Genomic DNA, 18,352 nt, shown 5'->3' with positions numbered 1-18,352 from the left:
GGTGTCTGGACTGGCGCCTTCGCGAGCAAGCTCGCTCCCACAGGGGAATGCATTCCAAGTGTGGGAGCGAGCTTGCTCGCGAATGGCCGCGACTCGGTTTCAAACCCTAGAAGCAGGTCTCCATGCTCTCGATCACCGACAACTCGTCATCCACCAACAACCCCACGCGCCACTTGTCGAACGTCAGGCACGGGTGCGACGTACCAAAGGAAATGATGTCACCCACGCGCAACTCAACGCCCGGCGCCACAGTCATGAACGCGTGTTGATCCATCACCGCCGTAACCTTGCACGCACCGACATCATCGCCCACCGCTGGTACCACTCCGGCCTTGTAAAGCAACAACGGCACCGGCAAACCGGCATCGTACGCCACGTCGCGCTTGCCCAAGGCGATCACCGCAAAGCCTGGCTCGGGCAACGACTGCACGTGCGCCCAGACTTCCAGCGCCGGACGCAATCCTTCGTGCAAATCGCTGCGGCGGTCGAGCACGCAGCATTGCGCCTCTTTGTAGATGCCATGGTCGTGCGCCACATAACTGCCTGGACGCAACACACTGAGGAAACGCCCGCCGGCGTTCTGCGCTTCGAACGATTCGGCGATCAGGTCGTACCACGCCGAGCCCGAGGCGGTGATGATCGGCTTAGCGATGGCGAACGCGCCGCTGTTCTGCAACTGCACGGCCAGACGCACCAGTGACGCGGCGAATTCGCGGATACCGCTGACCGCGTGATCACCATGAATCACGCCTTCATAACCTTCGATACCGGTCAGGGCCAACGCCGGTTGCGCGTTGATCGCCTTGGCCAGTTCGATGACTTCCTGCTCGCTGCGGCAGCCGCAACGGCCGCCGACGACGCCGTACTCGATCATCACGTTGAGCTTCACGCCGCGCGAGGCGAAGTAAGCGCCAAGATCGGCGACGTTGTCCGGGTGATCGACCATGCAGTAGAAATCAAACGACGGATCAGCCAGCAGATCGGCGATCAATGCCATGTTCGGCGTGCCGACCAGTTGGTTGGCCATCAACACGCGGCGCACGCCGTGGGCGTAACCAGCCTGGGTCTGGGTCGCGCTGGCGAGGGTGATGCCCCAGGCACCGGCGTCGAGCTGACGCTTGAACAGTGCCGGGGTCATGCTGGTTTTACCGTGGGGCGCGAGTTCCGCACCGCTGTCGCTGACGAACTTCTGCATCCAGCGGATGTTGTGCTCCAGCGCTTCGCGATGCAGCACCAGCGCCGGCAGGCTGACGTCACGCGTCAGGTGCGCGCCGATCGCAGCGTTGCCCTTTTCCACAGCGTTTTTGTTGGCAGTCGTCATGGTCGAACTCCTCACTTTCGCGGCCGCAGACAGCCGCGGTTATTCGTTGATGCGCCGGGCGAGGCTGTTGGCGCTCTCGATCAGCACCCGGCGATAGTCGTTGTAATTGTTCTTCGCGTCGGCCCGAGGCGCGACGATGCACAAGGTGCAAATGGCCACGCCTTGCGGATCTTTGACCGGCGCGGCAAAGCAATGGGTAAAGGTGTCGGCGACGCTGTCGAAGGAGAAAAATCCATCGATGCCGGCCTGACGGATTTCCGCGAGAAAACGTTCCAGAGGCAGGCGTTCGCCATCGGGCAGGATGAAGTCGTCTTCGTCGATCAGGTCGATGATCTGTTGATCGCTCAAGTGCGCGAGCAGCAGGCGTCCGGAAGCCGTCCACGGGATGGGCGCGTTTTCGCCGATGTCTGAGGAAATGCGGAAATGCCGCTCGCCCTCCTTCATCAACGCCACCGTGTATTTACGGCCGTTGAGCAGGCACATCTGCGCGGTTTCACGGGTCTGGCTGACGATCTCCTGCAAGGCGTGATCGGCCTCGCGGCTGAGGTCGAAGTGACGCAAATGCGCCTGACCGAGGAAGTACAACTGCCGGCCCAGATAGACGTGACCGTCCTTGCCCACTGGCTCCAGAATCCGTCGTTCCAGCAGCGAGGCGACGAGTTCGTAGACGGTGGATTTCGGGCTGCCGATGCCGTTGGCGATGTCGTTCGGGCGCAGCGGCTGGCCGATCTCCTTGAGGAAATCGAGGATATCGAACGCCCGGTCCAGACCGCGTGCCCGGCGTTTGATGGTGTCTTCGGTCATTTCAGTGGGTTCCCATTCAAAGTCGCCGGATGGTAACTGGCCCTTGGTGTTGTGTCAGTTGGATTGCTGCCCTCACCCCCCGCCCTCTCCCAGAGGGAGAGGGAGCCTGACCGTATCGATGCACATGTTGTGGTCATTTGCCAAAATCTGCATCGACAGAGATCAGTCCCCTCTCCCAGAGAGAAAGAGCCTGACCGTATCGATGTAAATGTAAGCGTCATACGCAAAATCCGCATCGATACAGATCAGTCCCCTCTCCCTTGGGAGAGGGTTAGGGTGAGGGGCTGCGGCCTAAGCAACGCAGCAATTTTCAAGCCTTTTTCTTGTACGCAATGCAGTCGATCTCGACCTTGCAGTCGACCATCATGCTCGCCTGCACACAGGCCCGCGCCGGTGCGTGTTCCGGTTTGAAGTATTCGCCGAAGACCTTGTTGAAACTGCTGAAATCCCGCGGATCGTCCAGCCACACGCCAGCGCGCACCACGTCTTCGAGGCCATACCCGGCCTCTTCGAGAATCGCGATCAGGTTCTTCATGGTCTGGTGAGTCTGCTCGACGATGCCGCCGACAATGATCTCGCCATCCACGGCCGGCACCTGGCCGGAAACATGCAGCCAGCCATCCGCTTCAACAGCGCGAGCGAATGGACGGGGCTGGCCGCCAGCGGCGGTGCTGCCGGTGCCGTAACGCGTAATGCTCATGGGTACTTCTCCTGATTACAAATCGAAAGTTAAAACCGCGTGCTCTTGAGAAACTCGGCCAGACGCGGCGATTGCGGGCGCTCGAACAGCTCCTTGGGAGGCCCCTGCTCTTCGATCCGCCCCTGATTCATGAAAACGATCTTGTCCGAAACCTCGAAGGCAAAACGCATTTCGTGGGTCACCAGCAACATGGTCATGCCGTCTTCGGCCAGACCCTTGATCACGTTAAGTACTTCGCCAACCAGTTCCGGGTCGAGGGCCGAAGTGACTTCATCAAACAGCATCAGGCTCGGGTTCATCGCAATCGCCCGGGCAATCGCCACGCGCTGTTGCTGACCGCCGGACAACTGACCGGGAAAGTGATTGCGCCGCTCCAGCAGGCCAACGCGCTCCAGCCATTTCTCGGCGAGCACCACTGCTTCGTCCTTGTGCATTTTCTTCACCTTGAGCAAACCCAGGGTGACGTTCTGCAACGCGGTCAGATGCGGGAACAGGTTGAATTGCTGGAACGCCATGCCGGTCATCGCGCGATGGCGGGCAATGACTTTTTCCGCGTGACGCACACGCTTGCCGTTGACCTCGTCATAGCCGATGGATTCACCGTCGAGCAGGATCTGCCCGCCCTGGAATTCCTCGAGCATGTTCACGCAACGCAGCAGCGTGGTCTTGCCCGAACCGCTGGAGCCGATCAGCGTGACCACGTTGCCGCGCTGCATGCTCAGGTCGACACCCTTGAGCACTTCCACCGCGCCGTACTGTTTGTGCAGGCCGCGAATGTCCAGCAGCGCCTGATCCTGTGAAGCAACTTGAGCTTGAGTCATGGCAGGGCCACCCGCTTTTCAATGTGCCGGCCGAGTAATTCGATGCCGTAGTTGATGACGAAGAACAGAAAACCGGCGAACAGGTAGAACTCCAGCGTCATGAAGTTCCGGGCGATGACCTGTTGCGTGCTGAGCAACAATTCGGCGACGCCGATCACCGACAACAAGGTCGAAGCCTTGACGATTTCAGTGGACGAGTTGACCCAGGTCGGCAGGATCTGCCGCAAGGCCTGAGGCAACAGCACGTAGCCTAGGGATTGGTAGAACGTCAGGCCGATGGCCTGGCTCGCTTCCATCTGCCCGCGCGGCAACGCTTGCAACGCGCCGCGCACGATCTCGGCGACGTGGGAGCCGCAAAACAGCGTCAGCCCCAAGGCGCCGGCCTGAAACGCGCTGATCTGCCAACCGAGTGCCGGCGCCATATAGAAGCAGGCCAGCACCAGCACAAATACCGGCGTGCCGCGAATCAGGTCGACGTAAAACCGAAACGGTGCGCGCATCCAGAACTTGCCGTAGGTCAACACCAGACCGGCGACCACGCCGAGCATCGTGCCGAGCAGGATCGCCAGCGCCGACACTTGCACACTGGTCAAAAAGCCCTGCCACAGCGGCTCACGCGCGACCCACAATTCATGTAACCAACTCGGAGATTCGTACATCGCAGCCTCCTATCGGCGGATCGCCAGACGCTGCTCGAGGTAACGCAGCAGCATGGCAATGAGGTAACAGGCCGCGACATACAACGCCGTGGTCACCAGCCAGGTTTCGATTACCCGGTAGCTCTCGACGTTGATCTTGCGCGCGTAATAGGTCAGCTCCGGCACCGCAATTGCGGCGGCCAGCGAGGTGTCCTTGAACAGCGAAATGAAGTTGTTCGACAGCGCCGGCAAGACATTGCGCAGCATCACCGGCACCGTGACGTAGGCCTTGACCTGCCACTCGCCGAGGCCGATGGCCAGCCCGGCTTCGCGCTGCCCTTTGGGGATGCTCAGTAAACCGCCACGGAAGACTTCGGTCAGGTACGCCCCGGCATACAACGACAGCGTGATGATGAACGAGGGAATCTTGTCCAGACGAATGCCCAGGCTTGGCAAGGCAAAGTAGATCAACAGAATCAACACCAGAATCGGCGTGTTACGCACCACCGTGACGTACACCGAAGCCAGCACCCGCAAGGCGCGATGCTTGGAGAGCAAGGCAAACGCCATCAGCAGGCCGATCACGCAGCCGATGGCGATCGACACCAAAGCCAGCTCAAGACCCAGACCGAGCCCCGCCAGCAAGGTGTCGAAATCGCGCCACACGGCGGCAAAGTTCAACTGATAGTTCATGGTCAGCAGTACCTTGAGCGGGGCGACGGGAATCGCCCCACTCTCACGGGATCATTTGAATTCGACTGGGAAACCGATGGCTGGGGAAGGCAGATCAACACCGAACCATTGTTTGAACGACGCCGCATAAGTCGGGAATTCAACGCCGGTCATGGCTTCATGCAGCGCGGTGTTGACGAAGTTCAGCCAGTCCTGATCGCCACGCTTGACTGCGCAGGCGTAGGTTTGTGGGCTCCACGCATAGCTTGGGCTACGGTAGCGGCCAGGGTTCTGCACCATCAGGTATTTGACCGAAGACTGGTCGGTGGCGGCGGCATCGGCGCGACCGGAGTTCACCGCCTGATACATCAGCTCGACGCTGTCGTATTGATCGACTTTGGCCTTCGGCAAGGCCTGATGCACCAGTTCTTCGGCGTAGACGTTTTGCAGCACGGCCACGGTAACGCTGTCGCCGGCGGCTTGCAGATCTTCGATTTCCTTGTACTTGCTGTTGTTCGGCAACAACAGGCCAACGCCTTCGCGGTAGTACGGCAGCGTGAACGCCACTTGCTGCGCGCGGCTGGCGGTAACGGTGATGAACTGGCAGCTCATGTCGACTTTGTCGGTGAGCAGATTGGGAATCCGCGCATCGGACGACTGCACCACGAACTCGACTTTGCTCGGGTCGTTGAACAGACCTTTGGCGACGATCCGCGCGATGTCGATATCGAAGCCCTGCAACTTGCCGTCCGCGCCCTGAAAGTGCCACGGCGCATTGGTGCTGCCGGTGCCGACAATCAATTTGCCACGGGCCAGAACACTGTCGAGCTTGCTGTCGGCTGCCTGGGCCATACCCATGACAGCGGACGAAGCCGCAAGAATAAAAACACACGCTTTGAACAACGAAGGACGGCGATGCATGGCAAGCACTCCAGAATTGTGTTTATTCCGCTATACCGGAACACGGTTTGTTACTACGGAATAGACAGCAGAAAGTGTGCCATAGCTTTGGCAATAAAACCCAGGTCTTCGGAAACATTAATCGGTTCAACAAGTTAGCCCGCGGATCTGCGCGCGACCATTGCCAATAGAGGTTTGAACTTCGCTACTGAGGGCAACCGATTGGGAAGTAACGTCACATCCAAGGGCATGTGCGCGACCGATTGATGCACAGATAAAGCATTGAATCGGACTTGGAAAATGGCTTGAGCGCGAGTGACCGCTCATCGGATTTCCGGCTCGACCTGTCAGAGTTGACAGTTGTTGACCGGTGAATTGATAGGCCTACTGGTCCGGACCGAACGGGTCAGGAACCGAACTTAAAATCTCAATAAGGACTTTTGAAATGGCCAATCTGATTAAAAATGGTGATTTTGCGAATCAGGGCGATCACTGGACAGCAACAACCCCGAATAACGTCAGTTACGTAAATGGTCACTGCATAATCGCGACTCCTGACTCCATCAGTCAGGACATTCTCCTGGGCAGCGAGGGCGGTGGCAAATTCATGATCTCGGCAAGAATGAAAACACTGCCTGGCTATGCTGGCCGCGTCACTGTGCAACCACTTCCGACAGGCAACCCGGTTGAACTTGACGTCGGAGGTAACCAAGGCTGGACGATCAAGTTCCAAGAGTTCGACGCCCCTCTCGCGACACTCAAGTTCACGGTGAAGGTTGAGTCCAATGACGGTACGTTTGATGAACTTGGCTCTTATTTCAGCGATGTAACGCTATCCAAGCTGCTCTGAGCCAATACTCTTGAAAGCGAGCTTTCATCTCGTGACGGCTCGTTTTCTCCGTGAACGCATCACCACTGCAGTCCGAAAAAGGGAGTTTACAATGGACTTGACAACCCCTTTCGCAGCCTTGCCTGCCACCTATCGCAAAGCCCTGAAAACCTGGCGCCCGGTGATTCTGTATTTCGCTAACGAGTACTGCCCCGCCTGCGAGTGGGCCGGGCCGATTTTTCGCCAGACGGCCGAGCCATACCGGCATCGCGCCAATATCTACATGCTCAATACCAGCGAAACTGCACGTCATCCGCTGGTGACCGAGACGCCAACCGTGCTGTTTTACAAGAACGGCAGGCTGGTGAAAAAACTCAAAGGCATCGGCACTGAAGAAAGCCTCGCGCGGGATTTCGCCGAGCATGTCGGCAAGACCAAAGTGCCCACTGCGCCCCGAAAGCGAACGCATGATCTGTCTTGGCTGCGTCGAACATTTCGTACTCTGCGCACTGTTCCTCGGGCACGCCTGCGAAGTCTGTGTTGAACATGCGGACTGAAAAACTACACTTTTCATCAATGAATACTGCGGTGCCTGAACCCAAGCATTCGCGAGCAGGCTCGCTCCCACATTTGAAACGCGTTCCAATGTGGGAGCGAACTTGCTCGCGAAGAGGCCGGCACAGTTAGTAGAGAACGCAAGTATTACGCGGCAGCACGCACCAACAACACCCGCGTCACCCGCCGTTCCTCAACGGCTTTGACCGTCATGTGCCAGCCTTCAAGTTCCAGACGATCACCGATCACCGGCAATCGATCCAGCAAGCTCATCACCAACCCGGCCATGGTCTGATAGTCCTCGGTGGGTTCTGCACCAAACCCGGTGCGTTGACGCACACGCGCAAGGTTCAACGCACCACTGACCATAAACCCGCCGTGCTCCTCGACCACGTCGGGGCCTTCGATTTCGCTGGCATCGGGCAACTCACCGGCAATCGATTCGAGGATGTCGGTCATGGTCAACACACCAACAAAATCACCGAACTCGTTGACCACAAAAGCAATGTGCGTCGAGGCGGCGCGCATTTGCTCCAGTGCGTTGAGGATCGAATAGCTGTCGAGCAAATTGATGGTCTTGCGCGCCAGGTGTTCCAGGTTCGGCTCGGTGCCGGCCAGGTATTCCTTGAGCAGTTCCTTCTTGTGCACGAAGCCCAGGGGCTCATCCACCGCACCGTTGCGAATCAATGGCAGACGCGAATAGGACGAGTGCATCAAGCGGGTACGAATCGCCTCGCGATCATCGGCCAGATCAATCGTGTCGACATCGGCGCGCACGGTCATCAGCCCGCGAATCGGGCGCTCGGCCAGTTGCAGTACGCCGCTGATCATCACCCGCTCGCGCCGGTCGAACAGTTCGGCAATTGGCGCGTCACCGTCGTCGAGCAGATCGGAAATTTCCTCGCCAACCTCCTCCGCCGCCAGTTTGCGCCCGCCCAGCAAGCGCATGACCGCATGAGCCGTGCGCTCGCGTATCGGTCGCAAGCCTTGCATCGAACGCTTGCGTCGAGCCCGGGCGATCTGGTTGAACACTTCAATCAGAATCGAGAAACCGATGGCGGCGTACAGATAACCTTTCGGAATGTGGAAGCCCAGACCTTCGGCCGTCAGGGCAAAACCGATCATCATCAGGAAGCCCAGACACAGCATGATCACCGTCGGGTGCGCGTTGACGAAGCGCGTCAGCGGCTTGCTGGCGACAATCATCAAGCCGATCGAGATGATCACCGCGATCATCATCACCGCCAGCTCATCGACCATGCCCACGGCGGTAATCACCGCGTCCAGCGAGAACACTGCGTCGAGCACCACAATCTGCGCGACGATCGGCCAGAACAAGGCATAAGCAGCGTTGGTCGTGCGCTCACCGATGTGGCCTTCAAGGCGCTCGTGCAATTCCATGGTCGCTTTGAACAACAGGAACACACCACCAAACAGCATGATCAGGTCACGGCCGGAGAAGCTCTTGTCGAACACCTCGAACAACGGCTGCGTGAGGGTCACCAACCAGGAAATACTCGCCAGCAGGCCAAGACGCATGATCAGCGCCAGCGACAGGCCGATGATCCGCGCACGGTCACGCTGATGCGGTGGCAGTTTGTCCGCCAGAATTGCGATGAACACCAGGTTGTCGATACCCAGCACCAGTTCCAGCACGATCAAAGTCAACAAGCCTAACCAGGCCGTGGGATCCGCTAACCATTCCATAAAACGTCTCTATCTCTCTCGGTGAATTCAGGCTGCCGGACACGGCAAAGCGCAACGCGAAGGCTCTGGGGCCGCGTTATCTACGATAGTCGGGTGTCGGAAAACCGGATGTTGCGAGTGCGTCAAGACCGCGCCATGGCGCGAGGGGAAGGTGCGACTGGGAGGCTCCGAGAGGGTGTTCATGCAAATCCTGAATGAAAAATGGCCTTGGAGCGTACAGGCTTTGGGAACATTTCCTACAGCGGCAAATCATTTCAAAATCTGTACAGTCTGGAGAGATGTGTTGATTGTGCTGGCCTCATCGCGAGCAGGCTCACTCCTACAGGGGGCGTATTGCAACTTCGTGTCAGCGGCCGGCGAAGCGCAACCGCGAGAGCTGGCGCAAATCCCCTTCGAGGTAGTAATCATTGGTCCAGCTGTCGTCCGGCGCCAATGGACTTACCTGTTTCAACGCCAGTTTCTTCGCGAAATAACGGAAGCGGTAATGCTCGTAGAACCGCAGCAGTTCCAGACCATATCGATCGGCCAGATCGGTGTCGCCGCGAATGATCAGGTAATTTTCATCGTTGCCATTGCTGGCCGAGGCACTGAGGTTGTGGCTGCCGCTGATGATCGTCGGCGAGTCGCTGGTGAAATCGGTGACCACCGCTTTGGTGTGCACCAGCAGGTTGCCTTTCTGACCTTTCATGTTCTCGCGCAACCAGCCTTCGAGCCCGGTGTTGAGCAACGCAGTGGCGGCGAATTCGGCGCTGCGGTCGGCATGGAAGCCGGTGATGCGACTGGCAGTGTTTTGCAGGCCATAGCGCAAAATGTCGTCGTGAGGCTGACCCAGCAAGGCATTGAGGACCGCGTCCGGCAGCGAGAACGCCGTGACGAACAGCACGTCCTTTTTCGCCGCACCGATGATCCGCACAAACTCCTGCAGATCAGCCCCACCGGTACGCGGTGAGAACCCGGCGAACAACGGTTGCTGCGGATTCATCGGGTTGTGTTCAGTCAACCAGTCACGGGTGGCGCCGAGATCATCCGGCTGCACCCAGATCTGCTCGAACGTCTGCAGATAACTGGCAGCAACCGACTCGTCGTCCAGCACATGCACCACGTTGGCCTGACGATAAACCCCGTTGGCGGTGAAATTGGTGCTGCCACACAGAACCGCTTCAGGCTGCTGCTCCCCACTGACGCCGACGCGGCTGAGGACCATGAATTTGTTGTGAAAGATATTGTGGGTCACTCGCCCGCGCTTGGTCGCGGAAGGCAGTGCCGCCAGGCTCGCTTCGTTGATCGTGGTGTCTTCATCATCCGGTCGGGCGTGATACAGCACCCGAACCTGCACACCCCGCGCGAACGCCGCATTCACCGCGTCGACGATCGCCTGCAACTGATACTCGTAAATCGCGATATCAAGCGCCCACTGGTCATCGACCGCACGCTCGATAAACCCGAGCAAGCGTGCGAGCAAGCCGTTTTCCAGCCATTGCCGTGGCGCGTCGGGCCAAGCTTCGATGGGCATGTGCTTGTTGGCGCTGATCAGTGCGTCCAGTTCGGGAAACTTGCGCTGGAAGGCCTGACTGGCGGCGACAGCACGATTGAACATCACGCTTTGATTGCTTGGGTGACCGTCATCGGAGGTGATCGTCAGCTGCAGCGACTCGCCCAGCTGCACGGCATCCGCAGTGCCGTAGGCCAGATGCACGCGATAGTGAAGGGTCATGCCCGGATTGACCGCGTAATCGGCCCAGCGAAATTTCTGCAGTGGTGCGATATCGCTCGGTGTGGCGTGGAACTGGGGAAACGTGTGCGCCTTGCCAGGGAATGTCAGGCTGTTGAACAGGAACAACCACGGTTTGGCGCCCTGCTGCTTTTCGATGGCAAATCCCAGCAGGCCCTTGCGCCGCGGTTCGGCCAGATCCATGGCCAGTAGCACGCCGTTGGTACCGGCGTAGGCTTTGACGCGGAAATCGTCCGCGGGATTTTTGACCAGTACGCGCATCGCTCACTCCTTGTGATTGGGCTGGGGTGCAGCATAGAGCAGTGATGCGGGTTTTGAGTGTTCGGCTCTAGACCGGATCGATGCAATCGCGAGCAGGCTCACTCCTACAGGGGAACGCTTTCCAAATGTAGGAGTGAGCCTGCTCGCGATGAGGCCCGACCAGACACAGAAGGTATCAGAGAGAAATCAGCTCATCGATATGTCGATACTCTGATCCCAGCGCCTCAGCCAGATCCCGTGCCCGACCCAACCGGATCGGCCCGCGCTCGATATCGATCAGCAACCCCGGACACGCCAGCGCCGCTAGTCCCGACCACTGTTTCAAACGTCCATCGGTCACCACCAGCAACCGCTGCTGCTCGGCGGGAAAACGCTTGCGTCGCACCGCCAGCCATTGCTCGGCCTGCACCAGTGCCGCCAGTAACGGCGTGCCGCCACCGGCACCCAATGCCTCCAGCCAGACGCGCAAACCACTGGACGCCTTCAACCCCTGCACCTGCCATTTCGGCGCCGAGCCACTGGCCGTCAATAATGCGAGGCGCGCGCGCTGGCGATAGGCGTCATCGAACAGTTGCGCGAGCAGACCTTTGGCATCGCTCAAAGCGTGATGACGCCGCGTCGAGGCTGAGGCGTCGACGATCACCAGCCACAGTTCATGCGGCGAACGTGTGCGCAGTTGGAACAGCAGATCTTCACGGGTTCGAGGACGCCCGTTGAGCAACGTGCCCGGCCAGTTCACCGTGCCGCTGCGCGCGGTATGACGCTTGCCCTGGCGTCCGTTGTCCAACTGTCCGGCGCGGGGTCTGGCATTCGCCCCCGCGTCGGAGCGGGGGCGAATGCCTAAGGCTTTTTTGGCCAGCTCGGCACTTCGCGGCGGACGCCCGTGGCGAGCGCGGGCGCTGGCATATCGCCCCACTGGCCCTGCCCTTCGCTCGACGAGGCCTGGGTTTCGGCTGGCGACTGGGCAGGTTGCTGCGGGCTCGATGGCGCTTGCTCGCGACGCCGATGGCGCAGGGCAAACTCGGCCACGGCGTCGATGTCCTCTTCGCCAATCTCCTCAGCCCCGCGCCATGCCGCGTGGGCACGCGCCGCGCGCAACCAGACCAGGTCGGCACGCAAACCATCGACTCCGGCGGCGAAACAACGCTCAGTGATCTGCGCGAGTGCGGCATCGTCCAGCGCAATATTGGCCAAGGCGCCGCGAGCGTGTTCGCAACGCGCGCGCAGGTTTTGTTGTTCGGTTTCCCACTGCGCGCAGAACGCTTGCGGGTTGCTGTCGAAATCCAGTCGCCGACGGATGATCTGCCCGCGCTCGGTCGGTGCCGTGTGGCCACTGAGGGCAACGTTCAAGCCGAAGCGGTCGAGCAACTGCGGACGCAACTCGCCCTCTTCCGGGTTCATGGTGCCGATCAACACGAACTTCGCCGAATGCCGATGGGAGATACCGTCACGCTCGATCAGGTTGGTGCCGCTGGCGGCAACGTCGAGCAGCAGATCCACCAAATGATCGGGCAGCAGATTGACTTCATCGACGTAGAGCACGCCGCCGTCAGCCTTGGCCAGTACGCCTGGCGAAAACTGCGCGCGGCCCTCGCTGAGGGCGGCGTCGAGGTCGAGGGTGCCGACCAGACGTTCTTCGGTAGCGCCCAGTGGCAAGGTGACGAATTGACCGCTGGCGAGCAGGTCGGCCAAACCACGGGCCAAGGTGGATTTGGCCATGCCGCGCGGGCCTTCGATCAGCACGCCACCGATTTTCGGGTCGATGGCGGTGAGGCACAGGGCGAGTTTCAGGTCATCGGCGCCGACCACGGCGGAAAGCGGGAAATGTGGGATGTCGGTCATTTTGGTTTTCTCTGTCGTGGTCTTGGGTGTTCTTGGTGTGGTGGTGTGTCAGTCGGGGTAGCCCTCACCCTAGCCCTCTCCCAGAGGGAGAGGGAACTGACCGAGGTGTTCTGGCGAGTTACGCCGACCTGAATTATCGAGTTGACTTCCATTCTGAACAGCACACAAATCGGCTCCCTTTCCCCCTCGCCCCCTTGGGGGAGAGGGCTGGGGTGAGGGGGTGACTTTCCTGAGGACGCTACATATCTTCCTCAATATCCAGCAGCAGATTCTCCAACGCCTCTTTATAAGCCCCCGGCTCCTGCCACATCCCGCGCTGCTGCGCCTCAAGCATCCGCTCAGTCATGTCCCGCAACGCATGCGGATTATGCTCACGAACAAATTCCCGAGTCGCAGGATCCAGCAAATAAGCATCGGCCAGCAAAGCGTACTGGTGGTCATCGATCAACTGCGTGGTGGCATCAAACGCAAACAGGTTATCAACCGTCGCCGCCATTTCGAACGCGCCTTTATAGCCGTGGCGCTTGACCCCGTCGATCCATTTCGGATTGGCCGCCCGCGAGCGGATCACCCGGTTCAGCTCTTCTTTCAGCGTGCGAATCTTCGGCAGATCCGGTTGGCTGTGATCGCCGTGATAACTGGACGCCGCTTCGCCGCGCAAGCTTTCCACCGCTGCGAGCATACCGCCCTGAAACTGGTAGTAGTCGTTGGAATCAAGCAAGTCGTGCTCGCGATTGTCCTGATTCTGCAGCACCGCTTGCACCTGGCTCAGGCGCTGGACGAATTGCTCACGCGCAGCGGTGCCTTCATCGGAGCCGCCATAGGCGTAAGCGCCCCAGTTCAAATAGACCTCCGCCAGATCGTCGCGGGTCTGCCACAAACGGCCGTCGATGGCGCCCTGCACACCTGCGCCATAAGCGCCGGGTTTGGCACCGAAAATGCGCCAACCGGCCTGACGCCGTGCGGTGTCCTCATCGACGCCCGACTGCAGCAGTGCCTCGCGCTCGGCTCGTACTTTCGCCGCCAGCGGATTGAGATCATCCGGCTCGTCCAGCGCTGCCACTGCCTGCACCGCCGCGTCGAACAGGCGGATCAAATTGGCAAACGCATCGCGGAAAAATCCGGAAACCCGCAGCGTGACATCGACGCGCGGGCGGTCGAGCAGGCTCAGCGGCAGAATCTCGAAATCATCGACACGCTGACTGCCAGTCGCCCACACCGGGCGTACGCCCATCAACGCCATGGCCTGGGCGATGTCGTCACCGCCAGTGCGCATGGTCGCGGTGCCCCACACGGATAAACCGAGCTGGCGCAGGTGATCGCCGTGGTCTTGCAGGTGTCGCTCAAGAATCAACGTCGCTGACTGGAAACCGATGCGCCACGCGGTGGTGGTCGGCAGGTTGCGCACGTCGACCGAGTAAAAATTGCGTCCGGTCGGTAGCACGTCGAGGCGACCACGGCTGGGCGCGCCGCTCGGGCCGGCGGGGACGAAGCGGCCGCTGAGGGCGTCGAGCAGGCCGCGCATTTCCGCTGGGCCGCAAGCGTCCAGGCGTGGGGCGACGACTTCGCGCAGATTCTCGATAATTGCACTGACTTCAGCCCAACGCGGTCTTTGTAGGAGTGAGCCTGCTCGCGATGGCGGTGTTTCAGTTAAATCAATGTTGGCTGACACTCCGCTATCGCGAGCAGGCTCACTCCTACAGGGGATTTGTAGTGTTTGGGAGATTAGGTTCGAAGCGAACAGTTCCAGGCGTTCGCGGGTGTCGCCGGCAGTGCGCCAGACTTCCTCGCTTTGCGATTGCAGCGCCTCGGGACGCGGGCCTGTCCATGGATCGGCCAGCGCGCAGTCGAGTGGATCGAAACCGAGTTCGAACGCTTTGGCGAGTGCTCGCAATAGGCTTGATTGCGCGCCTTTGCCGTCTCCGCGTGGAATACGCAGAAGCGCCAGCAACGTATCAATGCGCAATCGCCCGCTCGGTGACTCGCCAAAAATGTGCAAGCCATCGCGAATCTGCGATTCCTTCAAATCACACAAATACGTATCGAGGCGCGGCAACCAGATCGCCGCATCGGAATCACTGTCCAGAGCGGCATCGAGTTGCAGTTCGCGGTCGATCTGCGTCTCCCGCACCAGTTGCAGAATGTCGCGCTGCAACTCGCGGGCGCGGCGCGGATCGAGCAGTTGCGCTTCGTAATACTCGTCGGCCAGCAGCTCCAGATTGCGCAGCGGGCCGTAGGTTTCGGCACGGGTCAGCGGCGGCATCAGGTGGTCGATGATCACCGCTTGGGTGCGTCGTTTGGCCTGCGCGCCCTCACCCGGGTCGTTGACGATAAACGGGTAGATATTCGGCAGCGGCCCGAGCAACGCATCCGGCCAGCAGTTTTCCGAAAGCCCGACGCCTTTGCCCGGCAGCCATTCGAGGTTGCCGTGCTTGCCGACGTGAATCATGCCGTGCGCGCCGTAGGTGTTGCGCAACCAGAAATAGAACGCCAGATAAGCGTGCGGCGGGACCAGATCCGGGTCGTGATAGACCGCGCTCGGATCGACCTGATAACCGCGTGCCGGCTGGATGCCGACGAAGGTCTGGCCGAAGCGAATGCCGGCGATCATCATCCGCCCGTCGCGGCACATTGGATCCTTTTCTGGCGTACCCCAGCGCGCAACCACTGCTGCACGATTGACTTCGGGCAGCGCGTTGAACATCGTCAGGTAAGCGTCCATCGCCAGGCTTTGCTGGCACGGACGCAGATCAATGGTGTCGAGATCGTTGCTGACGCCGCCGAGCAATTGCTGGATCAACTCGGTGCCGCTGCCCGGCAGTTCTGCCGTGATCGGATAGCCCTCGGCTTGCAATGCCCGCAGGATGTTCAGCGCCGCCGCCGGGGTGTCGAGACCGACGCCGTTGCCGATGCGCCCATCGCGGGTCGGGTAGTTGGCGAGGATCAGCGCGATGCGTTTTTCGCCATTCGGTACTCGCGCCAGATCAATCCAGCGCCGCGCCAGTTCAGCGACGAAATCCATGCGCTCGGGTTGCGCGCGGTAGCAGACCACATCGGACTGACTCCGCTCACTGCGCCAGGCCAGATCCTTGAAGCTGATCGGTCGGCTGATGATGCGCCCGTCGAGCTCCGGCAAGGCAATATGCATCGCCAGATCGCGCGGGCCGAGGCCTTGCTCGCTGTCGCGCCAGCCGGGCTCGTTGTCCTGCGCGCAGATCGCCTGAATCACCGGGATATTGCGGCGAAACGGTCGCAAGTGCGGTGCTTCAGGGCTGGATTGGGCGAAACCGGTGGTGTTGAGAATCACCCCCGCCTCGACTTCATCCAGCCAATCCTCGACCACCGCCAGGCAGCCGGGTTCTTTCAGACTGGCCACCGCGATCGGCAGCGGATTCAACCCCGCTGCCTGCAAGCGCTGGCAGAAAACATCGATGAACGCGGTGTTCGCCGCTTGCAAATGCGAGCGGTAAAACAACACCGCCGCGACCGGGTTCTCGGGCAGCCATTCGGCTTGCCAGTCACTCAGTGCGGCGGTGGTTTTTTGTGGATGGTAAATCGCCGTGCGCGGCAGGGTTTGCGGTTCGTCCCAAGCGTAATCACGGGCGAGCCAACGGTTGGCCAGACAACGGAAAAAATCCAGCGCATTGCCCAGACCGCCCTGACGCAGGAACTGCCAGAGTCGATCACGATCCACCGCGTTGACGGTGCTCAAGTCGCTGAGCTCCGGATCGGGACGGTCATCGCCCGGTACCAGAATCACCTGCACACCACGCTCGGACAACTCGATCAGACGCTCGACGCCATAGCGCCAATAGGCGATGCCACCGTGCAGCGAAATCAGGATCACCTTGGCGTGGCGCAGCACTTCATCGACGTACAGATCGACCGAAGCGTGATTCTGCACCTGCATAGGATTGGCCAGACGCAGGCTCGGATAATCTTCCGGTAACTGCTGCGCCGCTTCGGCGAGCAGCGCGAGGCTGGAGTCGCCGCTGCACAGGATCACCAGCTCGGCGGGGGTTTGGCCAAGGTCGGCAATGTTGTCATCCGAGACGAAACCGCCGGGCTGAGTCCTGAGCAGGTGCATGGTTTAAACGCTGAGCGCAGCGCGCAGTTGCGCTTCGAGTTGGGCGGCGTCGAGTTCCTGACCGATCAACACCAGACGCGTCACGCGCGCTTCATCGGCGCCCCACTGACGGTCGAAATGCTTGTCGAAACGCGTGCCCACGCCCTGGATCAACAGGCGCATTGGTTTGTTTGGAATGGCGGCGAAACCTTTGACGCGGAGGATGCCGTGCTTGACCACCAGTTGCGTCAGGGCGTCGAGCAGCAGGCTTTCGTCGGCTTGCGGCAGTTCGATGGAGATCGAATCGAAGGCGTCGTGATCGTGGTCATCGTGATCGTCATCGCCTTCACCATGGTGGTGATCGTGATGACTGTGACGGCTGTCGATGTGTTCTTCGGAACCGGCGCCGAGGCCGATCAACACGTCCAGTGGCAGACGACCGTTGCTGGCTTCGATGATTTTCACCGCCGGCGGCAGCTCTTCGGCGACTTCAGCGCGCACGCGAGCGAGATCTTCCGGGCTGGTCTGGTCGGCCTTGTTGAGGATGACGAGGTCGGCGCTGGCCAGTTGGTCGGCGAACAGTTCGTGCAGCGGCGATTCGTGGTCGAGGTTCGGATCGAGTTTGCGCTGGGCATCGACCTGATCCGGGAATGCAGCGAAGGTGCCAGCGGCCACGGCCGGGCTGTCGACCACGGTGATCACTGCGTCAACGGTGCAGGCGCTGCGGATTTCCGGCCACTGGAAGGCTTGCACCAGCGGTTTTGGCAGGGCCAGGCCCGAGGTTTCGATGAGGATGTGGTCGAGGTCGCCGCGACGCGCAACCAGCTCGCGCATCACCGGGAAGAATTCTTCCTGAACGGTGCAGCACAGGCAGCCGTTGGCCAGTTCGTAAACGCGGCCGGTGGCTTCTTCTTCGGTGCAACCGATGGTGCATTGCTTGAGGATTTCACCGTCGATGCCCAACTCGCCAAACTCGTTGACGATCACCGCGATACGACGGCCCTGAGCGTTGTCGAGCATGTGCCGCAGCAGCGTGGTTTTGCCCGAACCGAGGAAGCCGGTGACGATGGTGACGGGTAGTTTGGCCAGTGTTTTCATCGGTATGCCCTTTGGCAAGCGGCGGGCATACGGGACGAGAACCGGCAGCGCACGTGCGTGCCCGGAGAGTTCGCCACCGGATCACCCCGCCCGGTTGTAGTGAGAATCTGTGACGAGGCAGGTCTCCTGGCTGACGGCGTTCAGGCGCTGGGCCTGGCATTCGCTGCGCCTTCCCGCTGGCTCATGGGTTGAGCTGGCAGTGGCGTGGCAGCGAACATCACCGTTCACAGTTGCGGGGGCAGCCGCGGCATTGACCGCGTTCCCTTCTTAGCTTCGGCAGCGGCCGAAGAACCTCGAAAGCGCAAGGCTACGCATCGTCTAAGGGTGGGTCAATGGGCGTTGAGTTTTGGTTTTGGGGGCATATCCGTTGCTGCGGGTGCTGCCGCTGGCGGTTTCGCTCTTACAG

General features: G+C 60.3%; 15 protein-coding genes and 1 riboswitch. Of the genes, 2 read left to right on the top strand and 13 right to left on the bottom strand.

Annotated elements, in window-relative coordinates; all coding sequences use genetic code 11:
* Positions 1–106: 106 nt before the first annotated feature.
* From ACW9IR_RS23670 to ACW9IR_RS23640, 7 genes are all read right to left on the bottom strand, one after another.
* A complete protein-coding gene (locus ACW9IR_RS23670; RefSeq protein ID WP_457465245.1) occupies positions 107–1,321 on the bottom strand; it encodes an amino acid deaminase in 1,215 nt (404 codons plus the stop codon).
* 39 nt (positions 1,322–1,360) lie between these two features.
* Positions 1,361–2,125 carry an IclR family transcriptional regulator gene (locus ACW9IR_RS23665; protein ID WP_110719165.1) on the bottom strand — a complete coding sequence of 255 codons (765 nt, stop codon included), beginning with the start codon at positions 2,123–2,125 and terminating at the stop codon, positions 1,361–1,363.
* Positions 2,126–2,435: 310 nt separating this feature from the next.
* Entirely contained in the window at positions 2,436–2,825 is a 390-nt protein-coding gene (locus tag ACW9IR_RS23660; RefSeq protein ID WP_007912330.1) for a RidA family protein, read from the bottom strand.
* 29 nt (positions 2,826–2,854) lie between these two features.
* Positions 2,855–3,646, bottom strand: a complete 792-nt coding sequence (locus ACW9IR_RS23655) for an amino acid ABC transporter ATP-binding protein (protein WP_073474746.1) — start codon at positions 3,644–3,646, stop codon at positions 2,855–2,857.
* Positions 3,643–4,305, bottom strand: coding sequence for an amino acid ABC transporter permease (locus ACW9IR_RS23650; protein WP_457465244.1), 663 nt, complete (start codon positions 4,303–4,305; stop codon positions 3,643–3,645). Before ACW9IR_RS23650 ends, ACW9IR_RS23655 begins: the two co-directional genes overlap by 4 nt.
* Before the next feature lie 9 nt (positions 4,306–4,314).
* A complete protein-coding gene (locus ACW9IR_RS23645; RefSeq protein WP_003225455.1) occupies positions 4,315–4,977 on the bottom strand; it encodes an amino acid ABC transporter permease in 663 nt (220 codons plus the stop codon).
* A 51-nt stretch (positions 4,978–5,028) separates the two neighbouring features.
* Complete coding sequence (locus tag ACW9IR_RS23640) at positions 5,029–5,877, bottom strand: transporter substrate-binding domain-containing protein (RefSeq protein ID WP_457465243.1); 849 nt, start codon at positions 5,875–5,877, stop codon at positions 5,029–5,031.
* Positions 5,878–6,301: 424 nt separating this feature from the next.
* On the opposite strand from ACW9IR_RS23640, the gene ACW9IR_RS23635 reads away from it, so the two are divergent.
* Both ACW9IR_RS23635 and ACW9IR_RS23630 read left to right on the top strand, forming a co-directional pair.
* On the top strand, positions 6,302–6,706 hold the full coding sequence (locus tag ACW9IR_RS23635) for a hypothetical protein (protein WP_102901908.1): 405 nt from the start codon (positions 6,302–6,304) through the stop codon (positions 6,704–6,706).
* Between the two features lie 91 nt (positions 6,707–6,797).
* Positions 6,798–7,229 (top strand): thioredoxin family protein, encoded by a 432-nt coding sequence (locus tag ACW9IR_RS23630; protein ID WP_102901909.1) that lies wholly within the window; start codon positions 6,798–6,800, stop codon positions 7,227–7,229.
* A gap of 158 nt (positions 7,230–7,387) precedes the next feature.
* Here the strand turns inward: ACW9IR_RS23630 and ACW9IR_RS23625 are convergent, their stop codons facing one another.
* The 6 genes from ACW9IR_RS23625 to cobW form a co-directional block, all read right to left on the bottom strand.
* Positions 7,388–8,947 (bottom strand): TerC family protein, encoded by a 1,560-nt coding sequence (locus ACW9IR_RS23625; protein ID WP_150731083.1) that lies wholly within the window; start codon positions 8,945–8,947, stop codon positions 7,388–7,390.
* A 346-nt stretch (positions 8,948–9,293) separates the two neighbouring features.
* Complete coding sequence (locus ACW9IR_RS23620; protein ID WP_457465242.1) at positions 9,294–10,940, bottom strand: phospholipase D-like domain-containing protein; 1,647 nt, start codon at positions 10,938–10,940, stop codon at positions 9,294–9,296.
* 175 nt (positions 10,941–11,115) lie between these two features.
* The gene (locus ACW9IR_RS23615; protein ID WP_457465241.1) at positions 11,116–11,727 is read right to left on the bottom strand and encodes a vWA domain-containing protein; all 612 of its coding nucleotides are present in this window, start codon (positions 11,725–11,727) and stop codon (positions 11,116–11,118) included.
* Between the two features lie 53 nt (positions 11,728–11,780).
* The gene (locus tag ACW9IR_RS23610; RefSeq protein ID WP_457465240.1) at positions 11,781–12,782 is read right to left on the bottom strand and encodes an ATP-binding protein; all 1,002 of its coding nucleotides are present in this window, start codon (positions 12,780–12,782) and stop codon (positions 11,781–11,783) included.
* Positions 12,783–13,020: 238 nt separating this feature from the next.
* The gene (gene cobN, locus ACW9IR_RS23605) at positions 13,021–16,869 is read right to left on the bottom strand and encodes a cobaltochelatase subunit CobN (protein ID WP_457465239.1); all 3,849 of its coding nucleotides are present in this window, start codon (positions 16,867–16,869) and stop codon (positions 13,021–13,023) included.
* Between the two features lie 3 nt (positions 16,870–16,872).
* On the bottom strand, positions 16,873–17,946 hold the full coding sequence (gene cobW / locus ACW9IR_RS23600) for a cobalamin biosynthesis protein CobW (RefSeq protein WP_034154301.1): 1,074 nt from the start codon (positions 17,944–17,946) through the stop codon (positions 16,873–16,875).
* A gap of 99 nt (positions 17,947–18,045) precedes the next feature.
* Positions 18,046–18,257: riboswitch (cobalamin riboswitch) on the bottom strand.
* Between the last annotated feature and the right edge of the window lie 95 nt (positions 18,258–18,352).

Source organism: Pseudomonas sp. SDT291_1_S447 (assembly GCF_054070155.1).
The sequence above is the reverse complement of the archived record's forward strand: the minus strand, read 5'-3'. Positions and strand labels throughout refer to the sequence as shown.

Coding starts and splice junctions, on each gene's coding strand:
- ACW9IR_RS23670 (WP_457465245.1), bottom strand. CDS start 1,321: ATGACGACTGCCAACAAAAACGCTGTGGAAAAGGGCAACGCTGCGATC.
- ACW9IR_RS23665 (WP_110719165.1), bottom strand. CDS start 2,125: ATGACCGAAGACACCATCAAACGCCGGGCACGCGGTCTGGACCGGGCG.
- ACW9IR_RS23660 (WP_007912330.1), bottom strand. CDS start 2,825: ATGAGCATTACGCGTTACGGCACCGGCAGCACCGCCGCTGGCGGCCAG.
- ACW9IR_RS23655 (WP_073474746.1), bottom strand. CDS start 3,646: ATGACTCAAGCTCAAGTTGCTTCACAGGATCAGGCGCTGCTGGACATT.
- ACW9IR_RS23650 (WP_457465244.1), bottom strand. CDS start 4,305: ATGTACGAATCTCCGAGTTGGTTACATGAATTGTGGGTCGCGCGTGAG.
- ACW9IR_RS23645 (WP_003225455.1), bottom strand. CDS start 4,977: ATGAACTATCAGTTGAACTTTGCCGCCGTGTGGCGCGATTTCGACACC.
- ACW9IR_RS23640 (WP_457465243.1), bottom strand. CDS start 5,877: ATGCATCGCCGTCCTTCGTTGTTCAAAGCGTGTGTTTTTATTCTTGCG.
- ACW9IR_RS23635 (WP_102901908.1), top strand. CDS start 6,302: ATGGCCAATCTGATTAAAAATGGTGATTTTGCGAATCAGGGCGATCAC.
- ACW9IR_RS23630 (WP_102901909.1), top strand. CDS start 6,798: ATGGACTTGACAACCCCTTTCGCAGCCTTGCCTGCCACCTATCGCAAA.
- ACW9IR_RS23625 (WP_150731083.1), bottom strand. CDS start 8,947: ATGGAATGGTTAGCGGATCCCACGGCCTGGTTAGGCTTGTTGACTTTG.
- ACW9IR_RS23620 (WP_457465242.1), bottom strand. CDS start 10,940: ATGCGCGTACTGGTCAAAAATCCCGCGGACGATTTCCGCGTCAAAGCC.
- ACW9IR_RS23610 (WP_457465240.1), bottom strand. CDS start 12,782: ATGACCGACATCCCACATTTCCCGCTTTCCGCCGTGGTCGGCGCCGAT.
- cobN (WP_457465239.1), bottom strand. CDS start 16,869: ATGCACCTGCTCAGGACTCAGCCCGGCGGTTTCGTCTCGGATGACAAC.
- cobW (WP_034154301.1), bottom strand. CDS start 17,946: ATGAAAACACTGGCCAAACTACCCGTCACCATCGTCACCGGCTTCCTC.